The following is a 16,923-nucleotide window of genomic DNA, read 5'->3' as shown; positions in this document are numbered from 1 at the left end:
GATTGTTAAAATGTTGTTAGGAAATCAAATGGCATTTGGTTGGGTCAGTTTAGCCGTACTTTACTTGCTGGGACTGTTTTATATCGCGAGTTGGGGAGATAAGAACTCAACGAATGCGAGGCGCATCACATCGCATCCCGCAATCTATTCGCTAGCCTTAGCCATATACTGTACCGCGTGGACATTCTTCGGTTCCGTTGGACAAGCAACCCGAGATACTTGGGTATATTTACCCATTTTGCTCGGACCCATATTGGTCTATTTGTTCGGGTATCGCTTTATCTACAAGATGACACTTGTCAGTAAAAAGCAACATATCAATACCATCTCAGACTTTATTGCGTCTCGTTATGGTAAACGCCAGCCGGTTGCCTTGCTGGTGACGATCATCGCGTTACTTGCCACTATTCCCTATATCGCACTTCAGTTAAAAGCGATAGGTTCAACGTTCAGTCTGCTGACAAACAACGAAAACAGCGAATTTATTATCTTTGTTGCGACCAGCTTTATCGCCTTATTTGCCATTTACTTTGGTACGAAACAGACAGACGTCACTGAGTATCGAAGAGGGTTGATGCTGGCGATTGCCTTCGAATCCATCATAAAATTACTCGCGCTAGTACTTGTTGCTTACGTGGCCTACTCTGCTTGGGATGGATTAGAGTCAAGTACTATGCTGGCGAAGTTCACTACGCAATCTGCTTTTTCGCAGTTCAGCTCGACTACCTTTATCGCTCAAACCATCATGGCAGCTGCCGCTGTAGTGTGCCTGCCTCGGCAATTTCACGTTGCTATCGTAGACAACTTGAGCCTAGGCCATTTGAAAACGGCGCGATGGGTGTTTCCGATTTATCTGGCAATAATTGCTTTCATGATTCCCGTTATCTCAGCCGGAGGAGAAGCGATTTTTGCAGGGCGTGGCATAGAACCTGACACTTATGTCCTTTCTCTGGCGATTTTCTCTGAATCCATACTGCTACAAGTCATTGTGTTTATTGGTGGTTTATCGGCGGCCACGGCGATGATTATTGTCGCTACGCTAACTCTCAGTACAATGTTGACCAATGACGTCATTCTGCCACGCCTTTTTGTACGTAGCACTCACGATAGTATGCGCACAGACATCAGCCAACATATTCGATTGATTCGCCGATACGTCATTGGCGTTATTCTGCTGTTGGCATTTACCTATCACCACCAAATGACAAATAGCAGCTCATTGCACTCGATTGGTTTGATTGCCTTCTCGCTGGTGATTCAATTACTACCAGCGATTATCGGTGGCCTGTATTGGAAGAAAGGGCACGCTCATGGCGTTTATGCTGGGCTGCTAGTGGGTTTAGCATCATGGGTTTTGTGGTTAGTCTTCCCTGTCATCACCGAGGGCCAGTCCCTTTCAAATCAAAACGACGCCTTGAGCCAAGGCGCGATGATAAGCCTTGTCACCAATGCCATGGCTTATGTACTTTTTTCGAAATTCGCTGCACCACGCTTGATTGATCGCATCCAAGCAGAGGCGTTTGTGTCTCCTGCCGATGTGCGCAATGGCGTTGTCAAAAAGCACAACCTGGATGTCACTAACGCCGATCTCATCACCATGCTTTCTACCTTTATGGGTGGCAGCCGGTGTGAGCAGTTAATTGGTGAGTATCAGTCCCGCAATCAGTGCAAAGTCGAGCAAAACGGCAACCCAGATCAGCCATTTTTAGCCTTTTGTGAGAGGGCACTCGGTGGCGTCATTGGTGCTGCAAGTGCCAAAGCCTTGATTGACAGCATACTGCGCGGAAAGAAGCTAGATTTCACTGAAGTAATCAACTTTTTTGATGATACGACTCAAGCAGTACAGTTCAACATGTCTGCCTTACTCACCTCTTTAGAAAACATGGATCAAGGGATAAGTGTTGTCGACAAACACCTCAACTTGGTAGCGTGGAATAAACAATATGCCACCATCTATAACTTTCCGGATGGCATGCTCACTGTTGGCACCCCTATCGAGAACCTTATTCGCTACAACGCCGAACGGGGTGAATTTGGTGCGGGAGACGTTGAGAGCCAAGTCGAGCGTCGTATCGAACATCTGAAATCTGGCACACCACACCGTTTTACACGACAGCGCAGTGACGGTCGAGTCATTGAAATGGTTGGCAACCCGCTGCCAGGCGGCGGCTTCGTTACCAGTTTTAATGACATTACAGGCCACGTTGAAATTCAACAAGCACTTGAAGAATCAAACATTGACCTCGAGCATCGAGTAAAAAAACGCACCGAGGAAGTCCACTCCATCAATGCAGAACTTCGTTTAGAAATTGAAAGGCGGTCAGAAGCAGAAAAAGAGTTAATTCGGGCGAGAAAGGCAGCGGAGGATGCCAATGCCAGCAAAACCCGATTCTTGGCACTCGCCAGTCATGATGTATTGCAACCTCTCAACGCAGCTAAGCTTTATGTGAGCGCTCTTCAAGAGCATGAATCTCATTTGGACGACAACACCAAAGATATCGTCAACAAGCTAGACAGCAGTGTCAATGCCAGTGAGGCGATAATTGGCGCACTTCTCGACATCGCTCGGCTTGATCAAGGCGACCTTAAACCCAACCCCGAGCCAACAAATATGCGCGAGTTACTGTCGCCTCTCGTGGATGAAATGCGCATGCTCGCCCATGAAAAACAGCTAGCGTTAAAAGCCGTAATACAACCCTGTTGGGCAGTTGCCGACAGCACCTTCCTGTACCGAATTGTACAGAATCTGGTGTCAAATGCAGTGAAATACACCGAAAAAGGCAAAGTACTACTAACCGTCAGAAAGCGCGAGGGCCGTGTACTTGTCAATGTATATGACACAGGGATAGGTATTTCAGCCGAGCAACAAGCACTCATATTTAGTGATTTTTATCGTACCAACGACAGTAACGAGCACGGTGTCGGATTGGGCTTGGGTGTGGTCCGGCGATTAACCCATCAAATGAACAGCCGAATTAATGTCTCCTCTACAGTAGGTAAAGGTAGCTGTTTCTCCTTATCACTCCCCCTCTCTCTTGTTCAGCAAGCGAAAGTGAGTATTCCTATTAATAAACACAACACGTTTAAGGGACTACGTATTCTCTGTGTCGATGACCAACAGGAAAACTTGGATGCCATGCAAACACTACTTACCCGTTGGGGTGTGAAAGTGGTATTAGCTGACAATTGGGAAGACGGTATTAAGCAGGCCGATATTTTCTCTCCACAGGTATTGCTGATGGACTATCAGCTTGGAGATGACAGAGATGGCTTGTCATTAATCCAAGCGATTCGCGACCACTTGGATGTCAATTTGCCTGCTGCACTCATTACCGCAGCGCAGGAAGAGAGTTTAGAGGCGAAATGCAAAGCGCAGGGAGTAAGTTACTTGAACAAGCCCTTAAAGCCAGCCAAGCTGCGCGCCCTACTGCAGAGTATGACGCGGACACTGAAAGAGGCGTAAATCAGAGCGTTATGAAACCGGCGGTTCCAATTCCAGTTGCGATGCAATGAGAACCGCTTGAGTTCGATTATTGATACCCAACTTTTTGAAAATCGCGGTGACATGCGCTTTCACTGTTGCTTCGGCAATATCGAGATTGTAGCCGATTTGTTTATTCAGTAATCCATCACGCATGTAACACAAAACTTTGTATTGGGAGGGCGTAAGACTCGATACTTTATCCGCGAGCTCAGAGAAAGCTTCATCGACTTCTTCGATATGCTCACTGATGTTATCTGGCAACCAGATATCGCCATCGAGAATGGCTTGAACGGCATTAGCAATATCACCTGAGCTTGCTGTTTTAGGAATAAAACCGAGCGCGCCAACACCGACAATTTTAGAGATAATCGTCGCATCTTCCGTGCCTGACACTACAGCAACAGGTAAATCGGGGTAGAGTTTACGAATGTGCAATAAACCAAACAAATCGTTACTGCCAGGCATGTGAAGGTCGAGCAATAGCAGGTCAACATCCTCGTTCTCAAGAATGTTGACCGTGGTATTCAAATCCCCCGCCTCGCGTAACACGAGCTCAGGAAGGGAGAGCGATAACGCACCTCTCAGCGCATCACGATATAAAGGATGATCGTCGGCAATTAGCAGCGTTATCATTGGTACTCCATGCTATTTATTCAGTCGCTCCTCAATCAGTGTATCAACTACCGACGGATCCGCCAACGTAGAGGTATCACCTAATTGAGCATGTTCATTGGCGGCAATTTTACGCAAGATTCGACGCATAATTTTACCTGACCGAGTTTTCGGTAATCCCTTAGACCATTGAATCAAGTCTGGTGAGGCGATAGGACTCAATTCTGTCCGTACCCAAGTGCGAAGTTCTTTGGTTAGGGCTTCGTCCACTTCAACGCCTTCATTGGGCGTTACATACACATAGATGCCCTGGCCCTTGATATCATGGGGATAGCCAACCACGGCTGCCTCCGCAACTTGCGGGTGTGCCACTAGTGCACTTTCAATTTCAGCGGTACCCAAACGGTGACCAGAGACATTCAACACGTCATCAACACGTCCGGTGATCCAAAAATAATCATCTTCGTCCCTTCTTGCACCATCGCCAGTAAAGTAGACGCCTTCGTATGCTGAGAAGTAGGTATTAATAAAGCGTTCGTGGTCACCATAGACAGTTCTCGCTTGGCTTGGCCAACTCTCTTTGATCACCAAATTACCTTCTGTTGCCCCTTCCAGTTCATTACCGTCAGCGTCGAACAACGCCGGCTGGATACCAAACAATGGACGGCTTGCAGAACCAGGCTTCAACTCGGTCACTGTTGGCAAAGGCGAAATCATCATGCCGCCCGTTTCTGTTTGCCACCACGTGTCCATAATGGGACAACGACTTTCACCAATGACGCGGTAATACCACTCCCACGCCTCTGGGTTAATTGGCTCACCAACAGAACCGAGTAAGCGCAGCGAAGACAAGTCACAGCCTTCCACCGGCTTGTCTCCGTGTGCCATCAAAGCTCGGATTGCTGTAGGCGCGGTATACAGGCTATTGACTTTGTATTTCTCAACGACTTGAGCGATACGGCGTACATCTGGATAAGTGGGAACACCTTCAAAAAACACTTGAGTCGCACCGTTGACTAATGGTCCATATACCATGTAACTGTGGCCCGTAATCCAGCCGACATCAGCTGTACACCAATAGATGTCATCTGGGCGATAATCAAAGGCGTATTTAAATGTCATGGAGCTATACAACAGATAGCCGCCTGTCGTGTGCACCACGCCTTTCGGCTTACCCGTTGAACCTGATGTGTAGAGGATGAAAAGTGGGTCTTCCGCGTTCATCACCGTTGGTTCACATTGCGCGGAGCAACCGTCAACTAATTCATCCCACCATACGTCAATATCAGCGTTCCAGTTGACGTCACCACCTGTGAGTTTCAATACAATCGCATTGGTGATAGAAGGACATGCATTATCAGCTAAAGCGGCGTCAACATTGGCCTTAAGTGGTACTGCACGACCACCTCGACGGCCTTCGTCGCTGGTAATTACCACTTTCGCTTCACTGTCGTTAATTCTGTCGGCAATGGCATTGGGTGAGAATCCACCAAATATAACCGAGTGCACGGCACCAATACGTGCGCAAGCTAACATCGCGTAGGCAGCATGAGGCACCATAGGCATATAAATCGCCACGCGATCGCCTTTTTCAACACCAAGCTTTTTCAAACCATTCGCCAGCTTACACACTTCATAATGCAATTCTTGGTAGGTTACCGTTTCACTGTCTTCAGGCGAGTCACCTTCCCAGAACAAGGCGGTTTTCTTGGCATTGTCAGCTAGATGGCGATCAATACAGTTGTAGCTGGCATTCAACTCACCATCTTCGAACCACTTAATGGATACGTCGTCTTTCGCAAAATGGGTGTTTTTCACAACAGTTGGCGTTTTGTACCAATCCAATGAGCTCGCATGTTCGCCCCAGAAACCATCGGGGTCTTCGATAGACTGCTTGTACATTGCCTGATACAGCTCAGGGGTAAGATGTGAGCCTGCTTTTAATTGCTCGGGTACCGGATACTTGGTCGTGGCAGTCATGGCATTCGTCTCCAATCATGGTTGATTCTATGAAAATGTGATATCAACACTTTAGTTCCTAATAAATAAAGCAAAATGAGACTTTGGTCTTATCGAAAAATTCTGTAAGACTTTGGTCTTATAGACCATCCGCTTATTTGCAATTTTTCTTTCATCGGCCAAATTATGACCGTTAACTAAATGTTTACACAATATTAACCAATGGGACTCGAAACGGAAACTATCATGAAAAATATTCTAAGAAAATCAAAACTGGCTGCGAGTATTGCGCTCGTTTCGGTCAGTGCCGTCAGCATGAATGCGCAAGCCAATACCGACGTTAAACTCACCGGCTATGTGAAAGTCGACGCCATTGCCAGTAACTATTCAGAGGGTTCTCTGGGCTCTGGTAGTTTGGGTCGTGACTTTTATATTCCGTCATTGACCCCGGTTTCAGGCAATGATGAAGGCACCCAATTCGATTCCCACGCCAGACAATCCCGTTTTCGAATTACTTCAAACACTGACACCGAAGAGGGTGACAAAATCACCGGTGTGCTGGAGTTTGACTTCTTGGTAACACCTGATGGTAATGAGCGTATCAGTAACTCTTACACCGTGCGTATGCGCCATGCCTTTTTAAAGTATCAAAACTGGTTGGTAGGTCAGACGTGGACCACCTTTATGGACGTGTCGATTCTACCGGAATCCGTTGATTTCATTGGTGTGACAGACGGTATTACGTTTGCGCGCCAAGTCATGGTTCGTTATACCAACGGCGGTTTTGAATTTGCACTAGAGAACCCAGAAAGTACTATCACGCCGTTCGGCGGTGGCGGTCGTATTGTGACAGACGATAACTCTACACCAGACGTCGTTCTTGCCTATAAAATGAAAGGCGATTGGGGTCATGTCAGAGTAGCAGGCTTGTACCACCAACTCGCTTATGATGACGGCGCCAACATTGACGATACTGAAGCCGGCTTTGGTGTCACCGTCACCAGCAAGCTGAAAGTGGGTGCGAAGGACGATATTCGCATGTCATTCTTCAGTGGCACAGGATTAGGCCGTTATGCTGCGTTGAACGCCGCAAACGGTGGTGTTATCACGGAAACCGGCCAAATATCAGCTATCGATAGTTACGGTTACTCAGTGGCTTATCGCCACGTATGGAATGATAAAATGCGCAGTAGTGTGATGTTCTCCGCTTTTAACGCAGACAATGACATTGCGCTTACTGGTGGCAGTGTTACCGAGAGTTCTTACAGCACACGCGCCAACATTTTGTACTCTCCAACTAAAGCGATCACCTTGGGCGCTGAATACACCTTTGCCAAGCGCGAAGTAGAATCAGGCTTGGAAGGTGATATGAACCGCCTACAGTTCTCCGCCAAATACGCTTTTTAAACTGAGCGTTTGTTTGGGGCCCATATTGCTAAAATATGGGCCTTTTTTATTGCTTATAACGTCAGAATATCGAACTTGGCTTAGCGATTCGACATGCTATATCGGCTGAGAAAAGTTACACTATACGGGTTAGTTCACTTCCATTTTAGGAGCGCCCCATGACACGTTGGTTCGTGTGCTTTTCCATTATTTGTCTTACCGCTTGTAGCGAACAGCCTACCGTCGAACAAGAGAACATCCGGCCAATTGATTGGATAACCGTGCAAGCCAAGCCCATCGAACAAGTGAGACGACTAGCAGGAACAGTCGAGCCGGTTGAAACGGCGAACCTGAGCTTTCTTGTTGGAGGTAAAGTCGCCAATGTCGATGTGGTATTGGGACAAGAAGTCACGGTAGGTCAAACCTTGGCCAAACTCGACCAACGCAGTTTTTCTTTGAACTACCAAAGTGCAGAAGCACAGTTACAACAAGCCAATGCAGCATTTGAAGAAGCACAAAACGAATACAATCGATATGCCGAACTCGTTAAAGAAGGGGTTGTATCACAATCGGGTTTTGATAACGCCAAAGCGGCTTATGAATCGACGTTGAGCGCCAGAAACGTGGCGCAAACTCGGCTGGACTTGTCATTAAAAGACATGCAAGACAGCACCTTGCGCGCACCATATGAAGGCGTCATAACCCGTCGAATGGTTGAACCTTCACAGCAAATTTCCCCCGGACAAACCGTATTTGAAATAGAAGGACAAGACGGTTTGGAAGTACAGATCTCAGTACCTGAAACCCTGATTCAAATGATAAGTGTAGGCGGTATCTTGCCTATTCATTTCCCAGCACTTCCCGGTGAAACGATCAATGGCGTCGTGTCTGAGGTGGGCGTGCGCGCAGAAACAGCAAATGCCTTCCCCGTCACCCTTGTGTTAGCCAATTCACCGTCACAATTGCGCGCTGGTATGACGGCGGAAGTCGATGTCAGCTATCAAGGTCATGGGCGCACTGGCTACTCGGGCAATGCCGTATTGATTCCCTTATCTGCAGTCGGTGCCGACATTGGCCAAGGTGGGTATGTGTTCGTCTATGATGCCGATAGTGGCACAGTGAAACGCACACCGATTCAAACAGAGAACCTGCTCGATAATACCTTGTATGTATCGAGTGGCCTTAAGCCTGGCGACATTATCGCTATTGCAGGCGTAAGCTTTTTACGCGATGGGCAAAAAGTAACCTTGCTCGAAAAAGACGTACAGCTTTTTAACTAGGTTATCGCCATCATGAATCTCACTGAATTAGCGTTTAACTATCGCCGCACATTACTCATGGCTGTGGCGCTACTACTTATCAATGGCGTTTTCGCGTACTTTACCTTGCCTGCCCGAGAGGACCCAAGTATTACCATACGCGAAGCTACCGTAGTGACAAGTTATCCAGGCATGTCCGCAGAACGGGTAGAATTGCTCATTACTAAAACACTGGAAGAAGAAATTCGCCAGTTGCCGGAAATCGAGACAATGCGATCGACATCGTCAACCGGTTTGTCTGTGATACACGTCGAAATCTACGACCGTTATTTCAATCTAGACAATATCTGGCAGCGCCTGCGGGATAGAGTACAAGAAGCACAATCTTCCCTGCCAAGTGGTACTTTACCCTCTCAAATTAACGATACCGTAGGCGACGTTTCCGTTATTACTCTCGCCTTGACCGCGGATGGTTTTACTCATGGGCAGATGTTTGACAAGGCCAAACACATTCGCGACACACTCTATGGCGTAGCAGGGACAAAAAAAATTGAGCTAGTGGGAGTTCAAGATGAGCGCATTTACCTTGAAGCCTCTAACGCAAAATTAGCCAATTTGGGTATCTCTCCGGCCAGCCTGATGGCCGAGCTTCGCAACCAGAACATCATCAGCTCAGGCGGCCAACTCGACACCGGTGCCAAATCTTTCATCATTGAACCAACAGGTAATTTTGATTCCATTGACGATATCGGCAATACCTACATTCGGTTGGCGAACCAGACTGACTATATTGCCCTAAAAGACATAGTAGAAATTCGTCGAGGGTACATCGACCCACCCAGACAGCCGGCATATTTTAATGGCGAACAAGCCATTGTGATTACTATTGCCATGTTGCCGGAATACAACATTCTGGAATACGCACCCAGAATCATGGAAGAAGTGAATGCGTTGCAACAAAGCCTACCTATAGGCTACCAAGTCAACGTTGCTACGTTCCAAGCCGAGCAAGTTCAAAAAACCATTGATGGCGTGACTGTCAATGTACTGCAAACGCTTTCCATTGTGTTGGTAGTGGTGATTTTATTCCTAGGTCTGCGAACCGGATTGATTGTTGGCACTATCGTGCCATTTGTCATGCTTGCCACCTTGTCCATTATGCAGTTTATGGACATCAAGCTAGAGCGGATGAGCTTAGCCACCTTGATCATCGCCCTTGGCCTGCTCGTCGACAACGGCATTGTCATCGCCGAAGAATTCAAAAAACGTTTAGAACAAGGACAAGAACGCTTTGATGCCATGCTACAAAGTGGGAAAGAACTGGCATTGCCACTGCTGAGCTCCTCTGCAACGACTATCTTGTTCTTTATGCCACTGATGCTGGCAGAGCATGTTGCCGGTGAATACACTCGCTCGGTGTCGTTAGTCATCTTAATCACGTTAATGACCAGTTGGGTACTAGCTCTGTGTGTCACCCCAATCTTCTGCTACTACTTTATCAAGGTCGACAAGGTTGTAGATGATGAATTCGGTGGGCGGTTTTACAAGCTATATCAGCGCTTGCTACATACATTGTTACGTCGTAAATCGCTTTACGGTTTGGGTGTTATCGCGGCGTTCATCGTCGCTATCATGTCGATGTCTTTTGTGGCCAAACAGTTTTTCCCTGACTCTGACCGGACACAAATATTGGTCTATGTAGATCTGCCTAATGGCAGCTCTCAACAACAGACTGACAGACAAGTACAAGATATGATGGCTTGGTTTAACGATAAATCGCGTTTTCCCTTTATCGAAAGTTATTCTGCTTATGTTGGGTTCGGGGGACCGAGGTTTGTATTGTCTTTAACGCCTGTTGACCCAGCAGATAACAAAGCGTTTATGGTGCTCAATGTTGCCCCTAATACCGATACGTCATCGTTGATATTAACTCTCGATCGCGACATCGAAGCTCGGTTCCCAAATATCAATGTCAGAGTGAACAAGATGTTCCTCGGGCCTTCTGATTCCAACACCATTAGTATCCAAGTTAAAGGCCCCGACAAAGACGTGATTTTTCAAAAGTCTTTAGAGGTTATGTCACTACTACATGAAGTGCCCAATACACTGGATATTCGCTCAGACTGGGAAAACCGAGTGGTCAAAGTCATTGTCGATGTTGATCAACAACGAGCTAGGCGAGCAGGCATTACCTCCAGTGATATCGCTTCATCGTTACAGAGTTATTTCGAGGGCGCGGCGATAACTGAATTCAGAGAACAGGACGATATTATTCCCCTGATTTTCCGCGCCAACGAGAAAGAGCGGCACAACCTTGACCGGCTGCGATCTATGAGTGTTTATTCTTCTACCACAGGACAGGCCGTTCCCTTATTCCAGGTAGCAGATTTTCGACCGCTTAACCAATATGGCATTATTCAACGGGAGGATTTATTCCGCACCGTTACTGTCGAAGCGCGAAATACAAAGATGGCAGCTGAAGACCTTGCGGTAATCATAGAACAAGATTTAGCGACCTTAGCCGATGATTTGCCCCCTCATCACTCAATTGAATTTGACGGCGTTGTGGTTGATTCCGCAACTGCACAAAAAGCCTTGAGCGCAAGTGTGCCATTTGTACTTGCGGTTATCTTTGTCTTGCTGGTAGCGCAATTTAACTCTTTTAAACGGGCTTTCGTGATAGTGCTGACGATACCACTATCATTCATCGGCGCCGTCATTGGTTTAATTGTGATGGATGCACCGTTTGGGTTTATGGTGACATTAGGGATTTATAGCCTTGCTGGAATTATCATTAACAATGCCATTGTTCTTATCGACCGCATCGATCTAGAACAAGCGGCTGGCAAATCTGCTTACGATGCTATCATCAATGCGTGTTTATCCCGTCTCCGGCCGATAGTAATGACAACAATCACCACAATCATGGGGCTGCTACCGCTAATACTAGGCAAAGATCCACTGTTCTTTGGAATGGCCAGCGTGATTGCTTTTGGGCTGGGTATTGGCACAATTCTGACCCTAGGCGTCGTGCCAATATTGTACGCTGGGATGTTTGGCGTAAAGCGCCCAGACTAACCCAAATAGCCCATCTCATGATGGGCTATTTCGTATTTAGCAGTGCTTACTGTGCGACAAAAATGATTGATAGAGGCAGTACGAAAAAGAGACCGGCAATATAAGCTAATCCATACAGTTTGTTATCCGAGGCTTTAACCGACAGCAGATAGGAGAGTTTCGGTGGTAATTCGCGAAGAAACGCGATGGAAAAAATCAGTAGTACCGCTAAAACGTTGTATAACAGGTGCACTAAGGCAATTTGCAGCGCAAACATGGCATTGTCACCGGACACGCCCAAAGCCGCGATAAGTGCAGTAATGCAGGTACCAATATTAGCACCCAACGTAAAGGGGTAAATATCCCTCGCTTTTAACACGCCGCTACCAACAAGCGGCACCATCAAAGACGTTGTTGTTGACGAGGATTGCACCAATACAGTAACGATTGTACCTGATGCGATGCCTGAGATTGGTCCCTTGCCGATGCTTTGCTTGAGAATATCTTTGGCTCTTCCCACCATAAGGGACTTCATGATTTTGCCCATATAGGTGATGGACAACACAATAAGCCCAATGCCGATGACTATTTTCGCCACCCCTGGATAAATCGATGGCAAAAAGCTCACCGAACTCGCTATCAAATCTGTTGCCGGGCCCGTTACCGCTTTTATGGGATTAAAACTGCCAACCGAGGCTCCTACTGCAGTGTCAAACAAAGACACGATAAAACCGCTCAATTTCTCAAGCAAACCAAAGGCGATTTCTAAAGGAAGAAAAATGAACACCGACAGCACATTGAAAAAGTCGTGAATCGTTGCGGCATTGAATGCGCGCTGAAACTCCTCTTTTTTTGCAACGTGACCTAAGCTGACGATTGTATTGGTAATGCTCGTACCAATGTTAGCTCCCATCATCATAGGTACCGCAATTGTAATAGGTAAACCGCCTGCCACCATTGCGACAATAATCGAGGTCACGGTACTAGAAGACTGAATGAGCGCGGTAGCCACCATACCGATGACTAAGCCGGTAAAAGGATTCGATGCAAACTCAAATAATGAGCGGGCCTGATCACCCGCCGCAAACTTAAACCCACTACCGATGGTACCAACGGCAACGAGCATGACATAAATAAGGCCAATAAGGGCTAGCCAGCGAAATGCGGCGTTCTGAGGCGTGGGTGTCACTATGGTCTGCTCAGGGTTAGTAGAAGACACTGTCATAAAAAGAATACCAAGCTACATAAAACATTCAATGACAGCCTATTACTCTTTTGTGACACTCCGATGACTGCGCATGCACGTGCTCGATTCATCGAGCACGTGCATAACGATTATCAATACGTCGCGGGATGTTGCTGCAGAATACCGCTAATAGCAGATAGCGTCTCTTCACTTAACTCCACGTCAAATGCCGCGATGTTTTCCCTGAGTTGTGACGTTTTTGTCGCACCGATAATCGATGAGGTCACGCCAGGAACTTGCTTGCACCATGCCAAAGCTAACTGGCTTGGTGTGATACCGACACTGTGAGCAAGGTCGACATACTTTTGCGTCGCCGCATGAGTTTGTGGTGTATCTCTAAACAACCCCATACGCTGAGCAATTGTCCAACGGCTTCCTTCAGGTAACTGACCATTCAAGTATTTACCCGATAAAATGCCCGTTGCCAATGGCGACCAAGGTAGGTAGGCAATATCCTCAAATACGCAACTTTCAATCACATAAGGCCAATCTTTAGTGTGCAACAGGTTAAATTCATTTTGGATAGAAACTGGCTTGGGAATGCCCATTTCATTGCAAAGATTAAGGTAGGTCTGAATACCCCAAGGCGTATCATCGGACAAGCCCCAATGACGAATCTTGCCAGAATCTAATGCGGCTTTTATCCCTGAGAGAATATCTCTCATGCCCGCAACTTCTTGTTCCACATTGGTAGCGGTAGGGTTTACCTGACCTGGCCAATGTTTAGCAAAATGAGGCGTGGTTCTGTTCGGCCAATGCAGCTGATACACATCGATATAGTCGCTCTGAAGACGTACAAGTGAGTCATCCAATGCCTTTGATAACGAAGTGCCCGAGATTGGCGTGGCGTTGCGAATATAGGGTAAACCTGGACCCGCTACTTTTGTCATGATAATCAAGTCATCGCGCTTCTCAGGATTTCGCGATAACCAATCACCAATGACTCGTTCGGTATCACCGTACGTTTCAGCATCAGGTGGCACTGGGTACAACTCTGCCGTGTCAATAAAGTTAATTCCCGCATCTAACGCTATCGCCATTTGCTCGTCGGCGTCTTGTTGCGTGTTTTGAATTCCCCAAGTCATGGTCCCCAAGCAGATTTCTGAGACACTTAATCCGCTACTGCCAAGTTGCGTGTATTGCATTCACTCTTACCTTTTACTTTTCATTCGGGCAACACTGAATCCGGTGTTGCCGATTACCTGTGTTTAGTTCGAATCAGCGATGTTATCGCCATTGTTATCTTGTTGTAGGGCCTGTAATTTCGCTTCAGCGGTTGCAAGGCGCTGTTCTATTACTTTTCTAGATTCCACCATCTCATTCGCCAGCTCTGCCAGTGATTTAAACTCAGAAAACCCCAATTGTTTAGGGTCAATTTTTTGGTACTGGCGCTTGCACCGATAGAAAAACATAACAAAATTAGAGAAAGCACGATGGAATGTCGCGAAACTTTTCACTAATACCAACACTAATACAATTGAAGTCAAGGCTGCGATCATCAAACTGTATAATTGTACCGTTCGCTCCTGTTCTTCGATAATCGGCTGCAGTGCTTTGTCTATGCTTTCCAGCTGTTCTTCAACGTCATGAGCTTGGCGACGAAACTGTCCTCTCAAGCCCTCATTGTGGGATAGTCCCATCTCGACCAGCGCATCACTCAATTGTGTAAAGTTGAGTTCATATCGCGCCAATAGATGAACAGCAGACTCACTGTTACCACTTTCCACTATTTGTTTCAGTTCGTTTAGCCTTGTCGAGAAGATCTCTCGATATTGAGTATCTCTTGTTGTTATAAACGACTGTTCAGCTAACTTAGCTTCTAACAACACACTCTTTGCTGATTTATTACTATCGAAAGTGGGAAGCCTGTTTAGTTGTGACGCTAAAGCATTGGCTTCTCCTTGCAAGCCCTCACTCTCGCTCAAGCCAATTTGATTTTGCAGCGAAACAACGCTCTCAAACCCTTGTTCGTAGGCATTGATAGCCTGGGCGAGGTTACCAATCGCCCCAGTCTGTTCATCATATTCGGCAAAAAATGCAGAAAACTCCGTCAATCGCACAGAGAATTGTTCAGCTCGGTGATTAAACCGAGTGACATAACTCAACTGATGGCGCAGAAGAAAGTCTTTTTCATGGCGACGCATTTGCAATAAATCGGTGTTTAGCCTCAACAGCACATCGCGCTGCTGATTAAGCGACACCAATTGCTGAGTAAAGTAGTGCTGGTTACCCATGAGCATGGCCATGCCAATCACACAAATGAGCGTCATCAGTACCAATCTAGATTTTATCGAGTCAAAGTGCATAAGATTCAACTTTAAAGAGGAATAAGCAATAAATTAACTAGGCCATATTAAGCTTATATGTCAGCCCACAAAGCTTAGCGGTTTGTATACAAATTGCCTACTGCTAGAATCACTAAATTGTTTGAAATTAAAGGATTTTAGAAATCCATCGATACACTTCTATAACATAAGACCTGTATAACAGGCTTTTTACTTCACCTCCTTTGGGAACCTATCATGTCAAAACGTTATGCCATTGCATTACTTACTTTGTTACTCATCTCGAGCTCGACTCGAGCTGACAACTGCGAGCAACTCCCCGACTCTACTTCACTGTTAAGAGCTGAACTCGACACTAACCGCGTTGCTACTATTCCAGCAGGCGTTATTTATCGCATTGCCGATCTACACATGTATGACAATGAAAAGTTATATGGACCTGGCACCCTGTGCAAAAGTTCGAGTGCGACAGCTGGGGTTATCGCCGATGGGAGCCATATCACCCTTAAGGACATCACTTTTTCGCCATCGACTGTGTCTGGGCAACCCAATTGCGACATCAGGCTAGCAGACGGTGCGAGTGATATTCGAATAACAGACAATGATTTTCACGGGGATATCTACAGCGCAATATGCGCGGCGACGGACTCAGGGGTAGGTGGTAGTGCCTATGTCACACCGGCAACTGGCGTGTTAATAACAGAAAATACGTTTGACGGTTACGTACGCCCTATTTTTCTGCATTCGGTGGATAACTTTACTATCCAAAGTAATATTATCAAAGACACCCTGCGAGACGCTATTCGATTAAGAGAAAACGACGGCTACGGTATTATCTCAGGTAATCAATTCCTAAACATTGGAAATGGCATTAATTCAACCGATACGCAAGATGCTGTCGATACCTTTTGGGGTGGCAATAAACTCGTGATAAGCGATAACATTGTCAGAACTACAGAAAGCATGGGGTTTGATATCAAGGGAGTTTCTCCTACGAACTCCGATTTGGGCTCTCGAAGCATCATAGTCGCAAACAACCATATCAGTGATACCAGACACAGCGGCATTGTTTTACACGGTGATCTCGACACCTTGGATAGCAATTATTCCGTTATCATCAATGGTAATATCATCGAATCAGTGACACGCGTTCAAGCGTATGCGGAAGCGGCCATCTGGGCCAAAGGTGCGATAAGCTATTTAACGATTTCAGATAATCAGCTGCGCTCTAACTTTGCCCGCGGCATTACGATTCAAACGCGCTCAGGTAGCAATGATGGCACGGTTAGAGGTATTCAAATCAACGATAACACGCTGATTAATAACGGCGTCGATAATGCCGACAGCTCAATCGGTATTTATTTGTTGGGCGTAGACACCGCAATTGTCACTGGCAATACCGTGGGTAACGATCACCGTCTACCCAACCCTTATACGCGCTTTGGCATTTTCGCAAGTGGCGTCGAAAACGGGATATTCAAAAACAATATTTTGCGTTGTAACTCGATGTCACAAATCTCAGTTCTTGGAAATGGCAACATTGTGGGTGACAACCTAGAGATCAGTACGGGCTGTCAATAAACGACGAGTCAACGTTAGATTCACGGGAAAAACGATCAAAAAAGGCGCTCGATT

At 46.5% G+C, this 16,923-nt stretch carries 10 protein-coding genes; 5 read left to right on the top strand and 5 right to left on the bottom strand.

The genetic code is table 11. From position 1 onward, the window contains the following. The first annotated feature begins 28 nt into the window (after positions 1 to 28). Entirely contained in the window at positions 29 to 3,463 is a 3,435-nt protein-coding gene (locus AC27G9_RS19565) for a PAS domain-containing hybrid sensor histidine kinase/response regulator (protein WP_487076304.1), read from the top strand. Positions 3,464 to 3,472: 9 nt separating this feature from the next. Here the strand turns inward: AC27G9_RS19565 and AC27G9_RS19560 are convergent, their stop codons facing one another. Further along, a complete protein-coding gene (locus AC27G9_RS19560; RefSeq protein WP_487076171.1) occupies positions 3,473 to 4,117 on the bottom strand; it encodes a response regulator in 645 nt (214 codons plus the stop codon). A gap of 12 nt (positions 4,118 to 4,129) precedes the next feature. Next, positions 4,130 to 6,076 (bottom strand): acetate--CoA ligase, encoded by a 1,947-nt coding sequence (gene acs / locus AC27G9_RS19555; RefSeq protein ID WP_487076170.1) that lies wholly within the window; start codon positions 6,074 to 6,076, stop codon positions 4,130 to 4,132. A gap of 225 nt (positions 6,077 to 6,301) precedes the next feature. On the opposite strand from acs, the gene AC27G9_RS19550 reads away from it, so the two are divergent. From AC27G9_RS19550 to AC27G9_RS19540, 3 genes are all read left to right on the top strand, one after another. Continuing rightward, entirely contained in the window at positions 6,302 to 7,462 is a 1,161-nt protein-coding gene (locus tag AC27G9_RS19550; RefSeq protein ID WP_487076169.1) for a DcaP family trimeric outer membrane transporter, read from the top strand. Between the two features lie 158 nt (positions 7,463 to 7,620). Next, complete coding sequence (locus AC27G9_RS19545; protein ID WP_487076168.1) at positions 7,621 to 8,721, top strand: efflux RND transporter periplasmic adaptor subunit; 1,101 nt, start codon at positions 7,621 to 7,623, stop codon at positions 8,719 to 8,721. 12 nt (positions 8,722 to 8,733) lie between these two features. Beyond that, the gene (locus AC27G9_RS19540) at positions 8,734 to 11,778 is read left to right on the top strand and encodes an efflux RND transporter permease subunit (protein WP_487076167.1); all 3,045 of its coding nucleotides are present in this window, start codon (positions 8,734 to 8,736) and stop codon (positions 11,776 to 11,778) included. 46 nt (positions 11,779 to 11,824) lie between these two features. Here AC27G9_RS19540 and AC27G9_RS19535 read toward each other — a convergent pair whose 3' ends face one another. The 3 genes from AC27G9_RS19535 to AC27G9_RS19525 form a co-directional block, all read right to left on the bottom strand. Further along, positions 11,825 to 12,982 carry a Na/Pi symporter gene (locus tag AC27G9_RS19535; protein WP_487076166.1) on the bottom strand — a complete coding sequence of 386 codons (1,158 nt, stop codon included), beginning with the start codon at positions 12,980 to 12,982 and terminating at the stop codon, positions 11,825 to 11,827. 113 nt (positions 12,983 to 13,095) lie between these two features. Further along, entirely contained in the window at positions 13,096 to 14,148 is a 1,053-nt protein-coding gene (locus tag AC27G9_RS19530; protein WP_487076165.1) for an aldo/keto reductase, read from the bottom strand. 63 nt (positions 14,149 to 14,211) lie between these two features. Beyond that, the gene (locus AC27G9_RS19525) at positions 14,212 to 15,273 is read right to left on the bottom strand and encodes a chemotaxis protein (RefSeq protein ID WP_487076164.1); all 1,062 of its coding nucleotides are present in this window, start codon (positions 15,271 to 15,273) and stop codon (positions 14,212 to 14,214) included. Positions 15,274 to 15,525: 252 nt separating this feature from the next. Here AC27G9_RS19525 and AC27G9_RS19520 point away from each other — a divergent pair, with 252 nt between their 5' ends. Then, positions 15,526 to 16,869, top strand: a complete 1,344-nt coding sequence (locus AC27G9_RS19520; RefSeq protein ID WP_487076163.1) for a right-handed parallel beta-helix repeat-containing protein — start codon at positions 15,526 to 15,528, stop codon at positions 16,867 to 16,869. The last annotated feature ends 54 nt before the right edge of the window (positions 16,870 to 16,923 follow it).

It is taken from the genome of Alteromonas sp. 5NS40-0096, assembly GCF_057544385.1.
This window is presented reverse-complemented; position numbering and strand designations above follow the sequence as displayed.

Bases quoted from the DNA above. Each gene is read 5' to 3' on its own strand.
- AC27G9_RS19565 (WP_487076304.1), top strand. From the start codon at position 29: ATGGCATTTGGTTGGGTCAGTTTAGCCGTACTTTACTTGCTGGGACTG.
- AC27G9_RS19525 (WP_487076164.1), bottom strand. From the start codon at position 15,273: ATGACGCTCATTTGTGTGATTGGCATGGCCATGCTCATGGGTAACCAG.
- AC27G9_RS19520 (WP_487076163.1), top strand. From the start codon at position 15,526: ATGTCAAAACGTTATGCCATTGCATTACTTACTTTGTTACTCATCTCG.
- AC27G9_RS19530 (WP_487076165.1), bottom strand. From the start codon at position 14,148: ATGCAATACACGCAACTTGGCAGTAGCGGATTAAGTGTCTCAGAAATC.
- AC27G9_RS19540 (WP_487076167.1), top strand. From the start codon at position 8,734: ATGAATCTCACTGAATTAGCGTTTAACTATCGCCGCACATTACTCATG.
- AC27G9_RS19550 (WP_487076169.1), top strand. From the start codon at position 6,302: ATGAAAAATATTCTAAGAAAATCAAAACTGGCTGCGAGTATTGCGCTC.
- AC27G9_RS19545 (WP_487076168.1), top strand. From the start codon at position 7,621: ATGACACGTTGGTTCGTGTGCTTTTCCATTATTTGTCTTACCGCTTGT.
- AC27G9_RS19535 (WP_487076166.1), bottom strand. From the start codon at position 12,982: ATGACAGTGTCTTCTACTAACCCTGAGCAGACCATAGTGACACCCACG.
- AC27G9_RS19560 (WP_487076171.1), bottom strand. From the start codon at position 4,117: ATGATAACGCTGCTAATTGCCGACGATCATCCTTTATATCGTGATGCG.
- acs (WP_487076170.1), bottom strand. From the start codon at position 6,076: ATGACTGCCACGACCAAGTATCCGGTACCCGAGCAATTAAAAGCAGGC.